This window comes from Streptomyces sp. NPDC101776, assembly GCF_044766845.1.
Classification (GTDB): domain Bacteria; phylum Actinomycetota; class Actinomycetes; order Streptomycetales; family Streptomycetaceae; genus Streptomyces.
Map to the genome: position 1 here is coordinate 93,852 of NZ_JBIWMV010000026.1, position 14,234 is coordinate 108,085.

Genomic DNA, 14,234 nt, shown 5'->3' on the forward strand with positions numbered 1-14,234 from the left:
CTTTGCTATCCAGGTCGTACGGCGAGGTGCACGACGTCGGGAACGCCTCGGTCAACGGGGATCTCTTCGGTACGCACCCGTTGGAACCCGGCATTCCATAAGGTTCGCTCAAATTCCGGAGAGGGCCGCGCAGACCATACGGCGAGTACCCCGCCCGGCCTCAACGCCCTTGCACAGCTTGCGAGTCCGGCCGGTGAGTAGAGGGTGTCGTTGCCCTCGGTGACGGTCCAGCCGGGGCCGTTGTCGATGTCGAGGCAGAGCGCGTCGAAAGTGGCGCAAGTCTCATTGACTAGTGTGACCAGGTCCGTTTTCACAATGTCCGTACGGGGATCGGCGAAAGCGGCCGCGGAGAGCGCCGACAGCGGCCCGGACCGGTGCCACTCGATGATCGCCGGTTCCCGCTCCACGACCGTGATCCGCCCCCAGCGGGGATCGGCGGCGGCGTGCGCCAGTGAGAACCCGACCCCCAACCCGCCGATCAGCACATGCGGTTCGGGGCGTCGGTCCAGGGCGTCGCGCGCGGCGTCGATCAGCAGCCGCTCCGAGCGCCCGTCCGAAGTGTCCATCAGGAAGCAGCCGTTGGCGATGATCTGGAGCAACTCCCCGTGCCGGCGCAGCACCACCTCCCCGTAGGGGCCCTCGCGACGGTCCAGGACAACGGGAGTGTCGTACGCGGTGGTCATCCGCGCACGGTACCCGCGGACGCGCGGGAAAGCTTTCGGGTTGCTGTGAATCGGCTCTCGCGTGGCGTCGGTCATAGACAGCGGCAGGTGGGACGGCGAAGGGTGGGGTTGAAACGGAAGGAGCGCCTCACCGTGGAACGGACCGTGACGGCCGACACCCCGGCCTCCGCGACGCCTCTGGCCGGGGAGGACTCCTCGCTGCTGGACGCGATGCCGAGACAGCGCGAAGTGTCGTCAGCGGGTGAGGAGTTGGGATTCTCGGGTCCTCCGGGTCCCGGCCCGGCGGCGGTGTCCGTCTCGGCGTCGACCCCCGCCGTACCCGCAGAGTCACGGATCGTCACCGCGCTCCGCCGCGTCCACCTCTGGCGGCTGCTGCCCACACCCACCGGCACACCGTTCACTTTTGCTTACGCGCTGCTGCTCCTCATCACGTCCCTCGTCGCGCAGTACGCCGATCCCACCCTCGTGAGCGAACTCCACCAGGCGTCCAGTACCGATGTCACCCACCTGGTCCGCGATCCGTTCCTGGTGCTGATCGCGAGCGCGTGGTGGATCGTGGGCGGGATGGTCTCGCCGTACGCGCTGCTCTTCCTGCTGGTCCTGACCGCGCTGGAACGCCGGATCGGCGGGGTGCGGGCCGCCGCGGTGTTCCTCTCGGGGCACATCCTGGCCACCCTCGCGACCGAAGGGACGGTAGGAATCGCGGTGTTGGCGGGCCACCTCCCCGACACCTCGCTCCACCGCCTCGACTACGGCATCAGCTTCGGCGTCGCCACGAGCACAGGAGCGCTGGCCGGCCTGCTGCGGCCGTGGCTGGGCCTGCCGTTGATCGCCCTGTTCGGCTGGTCGCTGGTCTCCGACCTGATCGCTTTCACCGATCCCATGACGAACTGGGGCCACCTGATCTCGCTGACGATAGGCGTCGCGACGTGGCCGTTGATACGGCGGTGGCAGCGGGTGCGGGTGGCTGGGGTGGAGGCGGCTCGGGTTGAGGTCGGGCGGGTGTAACTCCCCGTCTGGCCGGGCGTGTTCAGTTTCCCGGCTGATCCGGTGACCACACGTACGGCGTGGTCGTCGTGATCGCCCGGAACCCCAGCCGGCGGAGGATCGGCGCGCTGTCGTCCGAGGCGTCCACGTGCAGGTACGCGACTCCGCGGGCCGCGGCGAGGGCGGCTCGGGTGGCGACGAGGGCGCGGTAGACGCCCTTGCCGCGCCAGTCGGCGACGGTCGAACCGCCGCGCAGCCCCGCGAACTCGGAGTCGCCGTAGAAGAGCAGCCAGGCCGCGGAGATCACCTCGCCGTCCGCCTCCGCGACGCAGACCGCGATCTCGTCCGGGGTGGCGGTGATCCGGCCGAGCAGTTCGGTCGCCAGCCAGGTCAGGTCGATGCCCCAGACGGCCGACTCCATGGCGCCGATCCGCCGTAGATCCGCCTCGTCGGAGACCCGGCGCACGGTGACGCATTCCGGCAACACGGGCTTGCCTACGGCCAGTTCGCCGGTCCGCCCGACGAGAACCGTCTCCTGGTCCTCGGGCACGAAGCCCGCCGAGCGCAGGCGGTCGGTGAGGTCGGCCGGTTCGTCATGGCCCCGGATCTTCCATTCCACGCGCTCCCCACGAGCCGCGAAGAACTCCCGCTGCCGAATGATCAGTTCGTCGAGCTCACGTCCCCGTACGCCCAGGTCGCGCGGCCCGGTCACGAATCCCCGGGTCTCCCCGACGATCCGCAGCAGGGGCCCGTCCTTCTCGTACGTGACTCCGGCGGGCGGGGTGGGATGGGCTCCGCGCATCTGCTCGTCGTAGGCGGCGAGGAGGTTTCGGGTCTCGGTTTCCGTCTCTGTCACAGGGGAGACGGTACGAGGCGTGTGAGCTGGGGCAACTGGTTATCGGCGGGGGGTGCTGGTCCTGATGTGCGTTAGGAGCGCGGCGAGTTGGGGGCGGTGGGTGTGGAGCACGGTGATGGGGGTGTCGCTTTCGCGGAGCGCGAGGGCGTAAGGAATTCAGTGGTGGTCGCCCTGTCGAGTTGAACGCTGTCGAGTTCCGGCAGCGCTCCGGAGGCGTATGTCACGGTGAGACCGGGGACGGGCAAACCGCCTGCGCTGAAGGGATCACCCGAAGGGTGCCGTTCCGGCGTCGCGAGTAGTCGAGACTCTGCGCCGACGACTGGGGGAGCTTCGTTATGGGGCCGGCCCAGGGCAAGGTCGTGTGGTTCGAGCTGCTGACGGACGCGTGAGGGCGTGAGGCCCTCGCCGGACGCGGTCAGGAGTAGAAGCCCCGGCCGTAGTCGTCCCGGCCCAGCGTGAAGTCGTCCGGACGATCGCGGCGGAGCTCCTCGTGCCGCTCCTCGAAGATGTCGAGCGCCTGGGGAAGGGTGCACCCCCGGGTCTCGCGGATGATGAAGAGCGCATGGACGATCCGGTGTTCCAGGATGTTCCGGTCCACGCTCTCGGGCAGTTGTTCCATGGTGCGGTGACCCTACCCGGCGCGGATGATCAGCCCTGGTCGGAGGGGTTGAACATGCGGTCGCGATACTCCTGGAAGGCGTGCCGGCCCGAAGGGCCTTGCGGGGTGATCAGGTCCCCGGTGGAGCAGTCCAGCACCTTGCAGCCGAGGGCACTCGCGAGGCGGAAGACGGAGGCGAGCACCTCGTCGCCGGAGCCGCGGATGTGGAGCATGATCGAGTCCACGGGGTCGTCCGAGCCGATGTTGAGTTCGATGGACCAGGTGGGTCCGGAGAGGTCGCCCCAGGTGGGGTCCGAGAGGTCGGCTTCCGGCTCGGCCCGGGTCACGGCCGCGAGGACTTCGTGCTGTCGGCCCAGTGGGGGCGGGGAGTAGTCGCCGGGTATGTCCTGCATCGAGGCGATGCCGTCGGGCAGGTGGCAGAGAACAACGTCCCAGCTCATGTGGACCTTTCGGAGGGGGAGTGGGTGGGAGTCAGATCAGGTTGGGCTGTTCTCCCGGCGGGCGGGGTGTGAGCGTCTCGCGGAGCCGGTTGATGACGGCGTGCCAGGGGTTGCCATCCGATTCGCCCCAGACCTCCAGGAGTTCCGACGGTTTCGTCATGACGCGGTCGAGGGCCCGGAGGGCGAGCGCGCGCAGACCGGTCAGGTCGGGGACCGGCTCGTCGGGGCCGTAGTGGGGATCGGCGGGTTCGCCGCCAGGGCACTGCGCGGCTACCAGCGCCGCCGCCGCGATCGCTTCGTCGCCCACGTCCGCGTCGAGGTAATCCGTGGTGTCCGCCGCCCGGACGAGGGTGTCCCGCACCAAGCCCTGCCGCGCGTCCGGCGACGCGTCGTCGAAGTCGCCGCACCAGTCCGCCGCGGTGTCGTTGTCGAAGGGGCCTACGTCCCAGGTGCCCATGTATCCGTACCTCTCCTGCCTCGCTTGATCGTCATGGCGTCGCGTCCGGGCATCGTGGCAGCCGCCACTGACATCGCCCGTCGAGGTCGAGGTCGAGGTGGAGCGCTGAGCCCTGCGACCCCGTCAAAACACACCGCCCCCCAGGGGAAGCCCCCACCCCTTTTCCGCGTTGACCTGCACAGAGCCAGACCCCCTCCCTCTGATCGCTCACGGCGAACAACAGGCGGGGAACAATCGAAGCCGCCCAAGCATTGAGTCGGCATAGCTCAACTTGACTGCCTAAGGGGAGATCATGGCTTCGACGTCCACACCGCTCACCCTGCCCGTGCTGCCGCTCGACGACGAGGTCGTGCTGCCCGGAATGGTGGTTCCGCTGGACCTGAACGACACCGATGTACGCGCCGCCGTGGAGGCCGCCCAGGCCGCCGCGCGGTCCGAGTCCGGAAAGCCCAAGGTCCTGCTGGTGCCACGGATCGACGGGACTTACGCGAGCACGGGTGTGCTCGGCACCATCGAGCAGGTCGGCCGGCTGGCCGACGGCGACCCCGGCGCGCTGATCCGCGGCCGTAGCCGCGTGAAGATCGGGGCCGGGACCACCGGTCCTGGTGCCGCGCTCTGGGTCGAGGGCACCGCGCTCGACGAGAGCGTGCCCGAACCCTTGCCCGGCTCCGTTTCCGAGCTGGTGAAGGAATACAAGGCGCTGGCCACCGCGTGGCTGCGCAAGCGGGGGGCCTGGCAGGTCGTCGACCGCGTGCAGGCCATTGACGATGTGTCCACGCTTGCCGACAACTCCGGTTACTCGCCTTTCCTCACTACCGACCAGAAGATCGAGCTGCTGGAGACCGCCGACCCGGTGGCCCGGCTGAAGCTCGCCACCCAGCACCTGCGTGACCACCTCGCCGAGCAGGACGTCGCCGAGACCATCGCCAAGGACGTGCAGGAAGGCGTCGACAAGCAGCAGCGCGAGTTCCTGCTGCGCCGACAGCTCGAAGCCGTCCGCAAGGAACTGCGTGAGCTGAACGGCGACTCGGCCAAGGACGGCGAGGAGTCCGACGACTACCGCGCCCGGGTCGAGGCCGCCGATCTTCCCGAGAAGGTCCGCGAGGCCGCCCTCAAGGAGGTCGACAAGCTGGAGCGGTCCTCCGACCAGTCGCCCGAGGGATCGTGGATCCGTACATGGCTGGACACCGTTCTTGAACTGCCGTGGAACGAAAGGACCCAGGACGAGTACGACATCCAGGGCGCCAAGGCGATCCTCGACGCCGAGCACGCCGGCCTGAACGACGTGAAGGAGCGCATCACCGAGTACCTGGCCGTGCGCAAGCGCCGCGCGGAGCGGGGCCTGGGCGTGGTGGGTGGCCGGCGCGGCGGTGCCGTCCTGGCCCTCGTCGGTCCGCCCGGTGTCGGCAAGACCTCGCTCGGCGAGTCCGTCGCGCACGCGATGGGCCGGAAGTTCGTGCGGGTCGCGCTCGGTGGCGTGCGGGACGAGGCCGAGATCCGCGGGCACCGGCGTACGTACGTCGGCGCGCTGCCCGGCCGTATCGTCCGCGCCATCAAGGAGGCCGGGTCCATGAACCCGGTGGTCCTGCTGGACGAGATCGACAAGGTGGGGTCCGACTACCGGGGCGACCCGGCGGCGGCTCTGCTCGAAGTCCTCGACCCCGCGCAGAACCACACCTTCCGCGACCACTACCTGGAGGTCGAACTCGACCTGAGCGACGTGGTGTTCCTGGCGACGGCCAACGTGCTCGAAGCCATCCCGGAGGCGCTGCTGGACCGGATGGAACTGGTCCGGCTGGACGGTTACACCGAGGACGAGAAGGTCGTCATCGCCCGTGACCACCTGCTCCCGCGCCAGCTGGAGCGGGCCGGTCTCAAGGACGACGAGGTCGTCATCGACGAGAGCGCGCTGCGCAAGCTCGCCGGTGAGTACACCCGGGAGGCGGGTGTCCGCACCCTGGAGCGGTCGATCGCCCGGCTGCTGCGCAAGATCGCCGCGCAGCACGAACTGGGTGAGCGGAAGCTGCCGTTCACGGTGACCGACGCCGATCTGCGGGGTCTCATCGGGCGGCCGCACCACGTGCCCGAGTCCGCGCAGGACCCTGCCGAGCGCCGTACGGCGGTGCCCGGTGTCGCCACCGGCCTCGCGGTCACCGGCGCCGGCGGAGACGTCCTCTACGTCGAGGCGTCGCTGGCCGACCCGGAGACGGGCGCGGCGGGTCTGACCCTGACCGGTCAGCTCGGTGACGTGATGAAGGAGAGCGCGCAGATCGCCCTGTCGTTCCTGCGCTCGCACGGCGCCGAACTGGAGCTGCCCGTCGGCGACTTGAAGGACCGGGGCGTGCACATCCACTTCCCGGCGGGTTCGGTGCCGAAGGACGGCCCGAGCGCGGGTGTCACGATGACGACGGCCCTGGCCTCGCTGCTCAGCGGCCGGCTGGTCCGCACGGACGTGGCCATGACCGGTGAGGTCTCCCTGACCGGCCGGGTGCTCCCGATCGGCGGGGTGAAGCAGAAGCTGCTCGCCGCGCACCAGGCCGGGGTCACCACGGTGATCATCCCGAAGCGCAACGAGCCCGACCTGGACGACGTCCCGGCCGAGGTCCTGGACAAGCTCGACGTCCACGCGGTGACGGATGTCCGCCAGGTCCTGGAGCTGGCCCTGTCGCCCGCGACGAACGGCGCGACGCCGGAGGTTCCGGTGGCGGCGATGGGGGCACCTCCCAGGCGTTAAGCACTGGGGGAGGACGCCACCGGTCGGGCGAAGGCCCGGGTCCCTTTCACGAGGGGCCCGGGTCTTCGTCGCACATAGGTCCCACCCTGCGAAATACTGGCGAAACTGCGGCGACTTTCACGATCAGGAAAGCGGACGATGAGTGCTGACGTGCACAAGGACGAGGCCAGAAGCGACAGCGGGGCGGTCGACGGCGGGATGGTCGAGGGCGGGATGTCCGACCCCGAATACCTCTCCCTGGAGCGCGAGTTGACCTTCCTCTTCCGCCGGGCCCGGGCCAACCAGGGCGAGATGGCCCGCGAGGTCCACCCCGACCTGGAGTCCGCCGCGTACGGCCTGCTGGTCCGGCTGGAGGAGTATGGCCGGCAGCGGGCCACCGAGCTGGCCGCCTACATCGGCGTCGGCAAGGCCACCATGTCCCGCCAACTGCGCGCCCTGGAGGAACTGGGCCTGATCGCCCGCGAGCCCGACCCGGCGGACGGCCGCGCCTGGCTGGTCGACCTCACCGACGAGGGCCGCCGCCGCGTCACCCATGTCCGCGCGGCCCGACGGGAGCGCTACGTCAGCCAGCTCTCCCACTGGGACCGCCGCGAGGTCGCCGAACTCGCCCGGCTGCTCCACCAGTTGAACGGCGTCATGGAGAAGTGACCCCCGGGCGGCGGCCGGTCACAGCTCCACGTACCCGACCGTCGCGTCGTCGTGCGTCTTGCTCCGCCGCAGATACGTCCGTTCCTCCGTGTCGGCCCGCTCCAGCGCCCGCACCCGGCGCACCAGCTCCGCCGCCCCCTCCTTCTCCACGAGGGCGAAGCACTCCGCCCAGTCGCCCCGGCCGAACTTCTCCACCCACCTCGTCGCCCCGTCCGTCAGGGCGGCGAAGGCACGGACCCCGGCGCGGGGGAGCGACCCCGTCACCGCCCGGGCCGCGACCGACGGATCGGCGGCGGCCGTGAAGAAGCCACCCTCCTTGTTACGGAGCGTGGCGTCGATCAGCTCGTCCGTGGCGCGAGCGGCCCGCGGCAGGCGCGAAAGGCGCTCGTCCAGTACGACGGTCACCTCGCCGGCCGGGGAATCGACCAGCAGGGCGGAGTCCGAAAGGACCAGATATTCGAGTTCCAGCGGTGACCAACGGGCCAGCACCACCGTTGCCTGAGAGGTGCGTGGGTGAGAAAGGTCACAGGTGGTGGCGTGGGCCTCAGCTGTTCGGAGGATCGCCCGGGCGAGAATCTCCGCCAGGGTCAGATCCCGGCAGGAAACGGTCAGTTCGGTCAGTGCGCCGCCCAGGCGCGCGGTGAACCAGGGCACCGAATGCAGACACCCGGTCTCCCCCCTGGGCGGTGTCACCCCGTCCAGGACGATCAGCGAACCGCCCTGTCCCGAGGCAGGAAGGCCGACACTCGCGAAGTCCTCGTTGGGGCGGTCCGGGCTGCCGGGTTCCGACACAAGTTCCGTACGCATTCGGTCAGTCTGCACGACCTCTTCACAGGCTTCGCGAAAGGTCGGCACACGCTGTCGAATTGCCGCAGTCGTGCAGGTCAGACGCCTGGTTTGGGAGGGAATGGATCACTCCGGGAATGCGTGGCGGCGAATCCTGCCAAAGCGCGCCGCCCACGTCCAACCGGCAGGGCGCGAAAGGCCTTTCGGCCCGCCGCCGGAACTTGCCCGCCAACTCCCCTCCGGGGTTCACTCCTTCGGGTGGCGGGCCGGATGATGCGCGGCCACCGCCCACCGGCACTGGGAGGGTCGCCGTACCGGGATGACGGAGCGTCACCCGGCCCCATGGGTATCACGAGTCAGGAATGCGAGCACCGGTGCAGAAAAAGCGGCCGCGACGCACAGGCAAGCAGACGGCCCCTCAGGGGGGCGCCACCGGTGCCGCCGCGCCCGACCCCGCGGGCCGGGGGCGCAGCACCCATGTACGCAACCGGCTCATCATCGCGGTCGCGGTCGTGGCCGCCGCCATCGCCGCCGCCGGTGTCCCCTCCCTCATCACCGCCTCGGGCCAACTGAACGACTCCCAGGACCTGGTGACGCTCGCCGGACAGACCCAGGACGCGCTGTCGCTGGCCCACTCGCTCGCCGACGAGCGGGACGAGGTCACCTCGTACATCGCCGCGGGCCGCCCCAAGTCCCAGGCCCCGGACGAGGACCGCAGCGCCCGCGTCGACCGCCAGGTCGAGGAACTCCGCGCCGACACCGACATCCCCGCCTCGCTGCGCTCGGACCTCGACGACGTCGCCGCCGTACGACGGGCCGCGCTCACCGGCCAGAGCAGCGCGCTGGAGGCGCATGTCGCGTACTCCGGCGCCATCACCGAACTGCACCGGCTGGCCGAGCAGTTGGCGGAGCAGATGCCGCCGCGGGCCGGTTCCGGCGCCTACGCGCTCGCCGAACTCGACGCCGCCGTCCAGCAGGCCGCCGCCGCCCGGGGACTGCTCCTGGCCGCGCTGAACGTGCCGACGACCACCGAGACGGTCACCAGCCCCATCACCGGCCTCTCCGTCACCCAGACCACCTCCACGAAGGCCCAGGCCAAGCAGCGCGACGCCCTCAGCGCCGCCGCCCAGCAGGCCCGGCTGCGCTCCGACTCCGCGCTCGCCGACTTCCGCGACACGGCGACGAAGACGGCCGTCGACGGCTACGACTCCACGGTCACCGGATCCGAGGTCAACTCCGCAGAGAAGTACCTCACCTCCCTCACCGCCCAACCCACGCTCTCCGACAGCCAGTTGGGCACCAGCACGAAGAAGCTCGACGCGTCGCTCTCCGCCCGGGTCGACCTGATGCGCGGCGAGGAGTCCGCGCTCTACGTCGACCGTGCCAAGGACCTCGCCCGGTTCCGCGACGACGACGTCAAGGCGCTGGAACTCCGCATCGCGATCCTCGGCGCCCTCACGCTGCTCGCCGTCGGCATCGCCACCGCCATGGCCCGTACCCTCACCCGCCCGCTGTCGGTGCTGCGCCGCGGCTCGGCACGGCTGGCCGGCGCCGAGAACCCGGCGGCCGAGGAAGCCATCAAGTTCACCGGCCGCAACGACGAGTTCGCCCAGGTCGTCAACTCGGTCAACACCCTGCACGCGTACGCCGCCGCCCTCCACGAGCGCATCACCACCCTGGAGGCCGACCGCAAGCACCTCGTCGGCCAGCGCCAGAAGATGGCCGACGCCCGCGAGGAACTCCGCGCCGAAGTCACCGACTCCTCCACCCAGTTGGAGCGCCTGCGCACCAGCATCGGCGGCACCTTCGTCAACCTCGCGCTGCGCACGCTGGGCCTGGTGGAACGCCAACTCGCCGTCATCGAGGGCCTGGAGGAGCGCGAGCAGGACCCCGACCGCCTCTCCACCCTCTTCAAGCTCGACCACTTCGCCACGGTCATGCGTCGCCACAGCGAGAACCTCCTCGTCCTCGCCGGCACCGATCACGTCCAGCAGCACGCGGGCCCGGTCCCGCTCGTCGACGTGGTCCGCGCGGCGGTCAGCGAGATCGAGCGCTACGACCGCGTCCGCATCTCGGCCCTCCCGCCGCACGCGCACGTGGCGGGCTTCGCGGCCGACGATCTCTCCCATCTGCTGGCGGAGTTGATGGAGAACGCCACGTCGTTCTCCCCGCCGGACGCCCCCGTCGAGATCTCCGGCTGGCTCCTGGAGAACGGCGAGGTCATGCTCTCCGTCCAGGACGAGGGCATCGGCATGACCATCAGCCGGATGAACAGCCTCAACACCCGCCTCACCGAGTTCGACCCGGAATCCCCCTACGACCAGGAGGGCGAGGAGGGCCTCGGCCTCGGCCTGTACGTCGTGGCCCGCCTCGCCCACCGCCACGGCGTCCGCGTCCAGCTCCGCGACCAGAAGCAGGGCGGCATCGCGGCGGTCGTGGTCCTCCCGAGCCCGTTGCTGGCCACGGCCCCCGCCTCGGCAGTCCCGTCGTCCGCCCCGGTCACCGGCGACACCCACTCCTACTCTCTCCCCGGCGCCTCGGCCGAGGCCAACTCCAATGTCCTGCCCGGCCGTTCGGAACACGCGGACCCGTTGGTGGCACTGGCGGAGAAGGCGGTGGAGGTAAGCGAAACTCCGGAGCGCCCGGAGGTCCCGGAGACCCCGGCGGAAACGACGATGGAGCTCTTGCTGCCACTGGCAGCGGAGGCCGCCGACGGCGAATCAGCCCCACAGGGGCCACTCGCACCCGACGACGAGAGCGTCACGGGCGGTACGGGTGGGAAATCATTCACGGCCGAGGGCGAAGCCGAGGCCGAGCACACACGAGCCGACGAGGACCCAGTGACAGACAAGGGCCTCCCCAAACGCACCCCCAAGATCACCCAACCCGCACAAGCCCCGCGCCAGCGAACCGGCACAGTGGACGCGGACGCGCTACGCCGCAGACTCGGCGGCTTCCGCGCAGGAGCCTCCGCCGGCTACCGCGAGGTAGAAGCGGAGATTGCCGAGAAGACCGGCCAGAACCCAGTCCCGGCACCGCGAAGCGCAACCGCACGATCCGAGGAACCCACGGGGGGCACCGTCGAGGAGGCAAGCAGTTGACCGCGCCCAGTACCTTCGGACTGAGCAGTGAAGCCCGCAACCTGCACTGGCTGCTGAGCAACCTCGTCGAGGAGGTGCCCGGCATCCAGTCGGTCGCGGTCGTCTCCTCCGACGGCCTGCTGCTCCTCTCCTCCGATCCGGAGAGGAACACGGCGGCCCGCGAGGCGCTCGAAACCAAGCGCAGCGGACCACGAGGCTCCGCCGCCGACCTCGCCACCATCGTCTCCGGCATCGGCAGCCTCACCATCGGCGCCGCGAAGCTGATGGACTCCGGCAAGGTGAAGCACACGATGGTCGCCATGGAGCAGGGCAGCCTCTTCGTGATGTCGATCAGCGACGGTTCGCTGCTCGGCGTGCACGGCTCCGCGGACTGCGACATGAGCGTCGTGTCGTACCACATGGCGCTCTTCGTCGGCCGGGCCGGCCATGTGCTGACGCCCGAACTCCGCAGCGAGCTGAGGAAATCCCTTGAGGACGCGACCTCGGGGAGTGCCCGATGAACCGTAGTACGCCCAACAAACTCCCGGTGCGCGGCGGCGATCGCAAACCCGCCCGCGTACGCCCCTACTCGCTCACCGGCGGCCGTACCCGCTTCGGACATGTCCTCCTCGTGGAGACCTTCGTGGCGGCGCTCGAAGCCCCGGAGGAGCGCAAGGAGTTGACGAACGGTTCGCTCAACACCCGGGTGATGCCGGAGATGCGGGCCATCGTCGAACTCTGCCGCCGGATGCGTACGGTGGCCGAGATCGCCGCGCTGCTGAAGATGCCGCTCGGCGTGGTCCGCGTACTCCTGAGCGATCTCGCGGACCAGGGAAAGATCCGTGTGTACGGAACCGGAACCGCGCACGGTACGGGCCGTCCTGACCGCGCTCTGCTGGAAAAGGTGCTGAGTGGACTCCGTCGTCTCTGACGCCGCCGCCTACGGCGTCTCCCCGCTCCTCGACGACGAGGAGCAACCGCGGTCCTGGCAGACGGACCGCACCCGCGCGCCCGTCGCCACGAAGATCGTGGTGGCCGGCGGCTTCGGCGCCGGCAAGACCACCCTGGTCGGTGCCGTCTCCGAGATCCAGCCCCTCCAGACGGAGGCGCTGATGACCGAGGCCAGCGAGGAGCACGACGACCTCACGGCCACCCCGGGCAAGATGACGACCACGGTCGCCATGGACTACGGCCGTCTCACGCTCGACGACGACCTGGTGCTCTACCTGTTCGGCACACCGGGACAGCAGCGGTTCTGGTTCATGTGGGACGACCTGGTGCGGGGCGCGATCGGCGCCGTCGTGCTCGCCGACACCCGCCGCCTCAAGGACTGTTTCCCCGCGCTGGACTACTTCGAGAGCTGCGGGCTGCCGTACATCGTCGCGGTCAACCACTTCGTGGGCAGCGAGCGGTTCGAGCCGGAGGATGTGCGGGAGGCATTGACGATTCCCGCGCACGTTCCTGTAATGATCATGGACGCGCGGCGGCGGATATCGGCCATCGAGACGCTGCTCGCCCTCGTCGGCCACGCGCTGGACGTCACCCCCGAGTAGTCCCCGAGCGGTCTTCGAGCAGTCTTCGAGCCGTTCTTGAGATCTCGCGACCAAGGAGCCACCACCCGTATGCGGAAGATACTCGTCGTCGGAGCCGGCCAGTCCGGTCTCCAGCTCGCCCTCGGACTCCAGTCGCACGGGTACGAGGTCACCCTGATGTCCAACCGGACGGCGGACGAGATCCGCTCCGGACGGGTCATGTCGACGCAGTGCATGTTCGACACGGCCCTCGGGCACGAGCGCGATCTCCAGCTGAACTTCTGGGAGTCCCAGGCCCCGAAGATCGAAGGACTCGGCGTCTCGGTCGCCGCTCCCGGCTCGCACGACCCGGGGCCGACACAGCGCGCGATCGACTGGGTGGGCAAGCTCGACGGGTACGCGCAGTCGGTCGACCAGCGGGTCAAGATGGCCGGCTGGATGGAGACGTTCGCGCAGCGCGGCGGCCAACTGGTCATCCACGGCGCGGCCGTCGGCGACCTCGACTACTTCGCCCGTACGTACGACCTCGTCCTGGTCTCGGCGGGCAAGGGCGAGCTGGTCTCGATGTTCGCCCGCGACCCGGAGCGCTCCCCGTACACCGAGCCGCAGCGGGCCCTCGCGGTCTCCTACGTCCACGGTCTGGGCCCGCGCCCGGAGCATCCGGAGTTCGACGCGGTCCGCTGCAACCTGGTCCCCGGTGTGGGCGAGTTGTTCGTGATGCCGACGCTCACCACCTCCGGGCGTGCGGACATCCTGTTCTGGGAGGGCATACCCGGCGGCCCGCTCGACGTCTTCAACGGCGTCAAGGACCCGGCGCAACATCTCTCCCTGACCCTGGAACTCATGGAGAAGTTCACGCCGTGGGAGTACGAGCGGGCGCGGGACGTCGAACTCACGGACGCGGGTGGGACGTTGGCCGGGCGGTACGCGCCCACCGTCCGTAATCCGGTGGGGCAGCTGCCGGGGGGCGGGTTGGTGCTGGGCGTCGCCGATGTCGTCGTCGCCAATGACCCCATCACCGGGCAGGGGTCCAACTCCGCGGCCAAGTGCGCGGCTTCGTATCTCGCGTCGATCCTCGATCACGGGGAGAAGGAGTTCGACGGGGACTGGATGTCTGCGACGTTCGAGCGGTACTGGGACACTGCGCGGCATGTCACGAAGTGGACCAACGCGATGCTCTCGCCTCCGCCGGAACACATCCTCAACCTCATTGGCGCGGCAGGCCAGTTGCAGCCGGTGGCGGATCGGTTCGCCAACGCGTTTGATGATCCGGCTGATTTCGAGAACTTCTTCTATGAGCCCGAGAAGACTGCGGCCTACTTGGGTTCGGTCGCCTAATCGCCGTTGGGGTTGTGGGGAGTTGGCGGCCGCGGGTTCGTGGTGGCTGGGCGCGCCCACGCGGCGGAGCCGCA

At 69.7% G+C, this 14,234-nt stretch carries 14 protein-coding genes; 8 read left to right on the top strand and 6 right to left on the bottom strand.

Annotated features, from left to right (window positions below; translation table 11 throughout):
* Positions 1-5: 5 nt before the first annotated feature.
* A complete protein-coding gene (locus tag ACIRRY_RS45670; RefSeq protein WP_403985241.1) occupies positions 6-683 on the bottom strand; it encodes a spermidine synthase in 678 nt (225 codons plus the stop codon).
* Positions 684-815: 132 nt separating this feature from the next.
* Between ACIRRY_RS45670 and ACIRRY_RS45675 the strand changes: the two genes are divergently transcribed.
* A complete protein-coding gene (locus tag ACIRRY_RS45675) occupies positions 816-1,691 on the top strand; it encodes a rhomboid-like protein (RefSeq protein WP_403985243.1) in 876 nt (291 codons plus the stop codon).
* A gap of 22 nt (positions 1,692-1,713) precedes the next feature.
* Here the strand turns inward: ACIRRY_RS45675 and ACIRRY_RS45680 are convergent, their stop codons facing one another.
* From ACIRRY_RS45680 to ACIRRY_RS45695, 4 genes are all read right to left on the bottom strand, one after another.
* Positions 1,714-2,472, bottom strand: a complete 759-nt coding sequence (locus ACIRRY_RS45680; RefSeq protein ID WP_403985305.1) for a GNAT family N-acetyltransferase — start codon at positions 2,470-2,472, stop codon at positions 1,714-1,716.
* Positions 2,473-2,941: 469 nt separating this feature from the next.
* Complete coding sequence (locus ACIRRY_RS45685; protein WP_403985245.1) at positions 2,942-3,145, bottom strand: hypothetical protein; 204 nt, start codon at positions 3,143-3,145, stop codon at positions 2,942-2,944.
* Positions 3,146-3,174: 29 nt separating this feature from the next.
* Positions 3,175-3,585: a hypothetical protein gene (locus ACIRRY_RS45690; protein WP_403985247.1), complete on the bottom strand. Its 411-nt coding sequence runs from the start codon at positions 3,583-3,585 to the stop codon at positions 3,175-3,177.
* A gap of 31 nt (positions 3,586-3,616) precedes the next feature.
* Positions 3,617-4,042 (bottom strand): DUF4259 domain-containing protein, encoded by a 426-nt coding sequence (locus ACIRRY_RS45695; RefSeq protein WP_403985249.1) that lies wholly within the window; start codon positions 4,040-4,042, stop codon positions 3,617-3,619.
* A gap of 292 nt (positions 4,043-4,334) precedes the next feature.
* On the opposite strand from ACIRRY_RS45695, the gene lon reads away from it, so the two are divergent.
* Together lon and ACIRRY_RS45705 are read left to right on the top strand one after the other, a co-directional pair.
* A complete protein-coding gene (gene lon, locus ACIRRY_RS45700) occupies positions 4,335-6,776 on the top strand; it encodes an endopeptidase La (RefSeq protein WP_403985251.1) in 2,442 nt (813 codons plus the stop codon).
* 138 nt (positions 6,777-6,914) lie between these two features.
* Positions 6,915-7,424, top strand: coding sequence for a MarR family winged helix-turn-helix transcriptional regulator (locus tag ACIRRY_RS45705; protein ID WP_403985253.1), 510 nt, complete (start codon positions 6,915-6,917; stop codon positions 7,422-7,424).
* A gap of 18 nt (positions 7,425-7,442) precedes the next feature.
* On the opposite strand, the gene ACIRRY_RS45710 is transcribed toward ACIRRY_RS45705, so the two are convergent.
* The gene (locus tag ACIRRY_RS45710) at positions 7,443-8,231 is read right to left on the bottom strand and encodes a protein phosphatase 2C domain-containing protein (RefSeq protein ID WP_403985255.1); all 789 of its coding nucleotides are present in this window, start codon (positions 8,229-8,231) and stop codon (positions 7,443-7,445) included.
* A 353-nt stretch (positions 8,232-8,584) separates the two neighbouring features.
* On the opposite strand from ACIRRY_RS45710, the gene ACIRRY_RS45715 reads away from it, so the two are divergent.
* The 5 genes from ACIRRY_RS45715 (at position 8,585) to ACIRRY_RS45735 (ending at position 14,160) form a co-directional block, all read left to right on the top strand.
* On the top strand, positions 8,585-11,311 hold the full coding sequence (locus tag ACIRRY_RS45715; protein WP_403985257.1) for a nitrate- and nitrite sensing domain-containing protein: 2,727 nt from the start codon (positions 8,585-8,587) through the stop codon (positions 11,309-11,311).
* Positions 11,308-11,811, top strand: coding sequence for a roadblock/LC7 domain-containing protein (locus ACIRRY_RS45720; RefSeq protein ID WP_403985259.1), 504 nt, complete (start codon positions 11,308-11,310; stop codon positions 11,809-11,811). The genes ACIRRY_RS45715 and ACIRRY_RS45720 overlap by 4 nt, the downstream gene beginning before the upstream one ends.
* Complete coding sequence (locus ACIRRY_RS45725; RefSeq protein WP_403985261.1) at positions 11,808-12,221, top strand: DUF742 domain-containing protein; 414 nt, start codon at positions 11,808-11,810, stop codon at positions 12,219-12,221. The genes ACIRRY_RS45720 and ACIRRY_RS45725 overlap by 4 nt, the downstream gene beginning before the upstream one ends.
* On the top strand, positions 12,202-12,843 hold the full coding sequence (locus ACIRRY_RS45730; protein ID WP_200689465.1) for an ATP/GTP-binding protein: 642 nt from the start codon (positions 12,202-12,204) through the stop codon (positions 12,841-12,843). Before ACIRRY_RS45725 ends, ACIRRY_RS45730 begins: the two co-directional genes overlap by 20 nt.
* Positions 12,844-12,912: 69 nt before the next feature.
* Entirely contained in the window at positions 12,913-14,160 is a 1,248-nt protein-coding gene (locus ACIRRY_RS45735; RefSeq protein WP_403985263.1) for a styrene monooxygenase/indole monooxygenase family protein, read from the top strand.
* Positions 14,161-14,234 lie beyond the last annotated feature (74 nt).

What these genes read in the sequence shown, in the direction of transcription:
- ACIRRY_RS45670 (WP_403985241.1), bottom strand. Translation starts at nt 683, where the DNA reads ATGACCACCGCGTACGACACTCCCGTTGTCCTGGACCGTCGCGAGGGC.
- ACIRRY_RS45680 (WP_403985305.1), bottom strand. Translation starts at nt 2,472, where the DNA reads ATGCGCGGAGCCCATCCCACCCCGCCCGCCGGAGTCACGTACGAGAAG.
- ACIRRY_RS45685 (WP_403985245.1), bottom strand. Translation starts at nt 3,145, where the DNA reads ATGGAACAACTGCCCGAGAGCGTGGACCGGAACATCCTGGAACACCGG.
- ACIRRY_RS45690 (WP_403985247.1), bottom strand. Translation starts at nt 3,585, where the DNA reads ATGAGCTGGGACGTTGTTCTCTGCCACCTGCCCGACGGCATCGCCTCG.
- ACIRRY_RS45695 (WP_403985249.1), bottom strand. Translation starts at nt 4,042, where the DNA reads ATGGGCACCTGGGACGTAGGCCCCTTCGACAACGACACCGCGGCGGAC.
- lon (WP_403985251.1), top strand. Translation starts at nt 4,335, where the DNA reads ATGGCTTCGACGTCCACACCGCTCACCCTGCCCGTGCTGCCGCTCGAC.
- ACIRRY_RS45705 (WP_403985253.1), top strand. Translation starts at nt 6,915, where the DNA reads ATGAGTGCTGACGTGCACAAGGACGAGGCCAGAAGCGACAGCGGGGCG.
- ACIRRY_RS45710 (WP_403985255.1), bottom strand. Translation starts at nt 8,231, where the DNA reads ATGCGTACGGAACTTGTGTCGGAACCCGGCAGCCCGGACCGCCCCAAC.
- ACIRRY_RS45725 (WP_403985261.1), top strand. Translation starts at nt 11,808, where the DNA reads ATGAACCGTAGTACGCCCAACAAACTCCCGGTGCGCGGCGGCGATCGC.
- ACIRRY_RS45735 (WP_403985263.1), top strand. Translation starts at nt 12,913, where the DNA reads ATGCGGAAGATACTCGTCGTCGGAGCCGGCCAGTCCGGTCTCCAGCTC.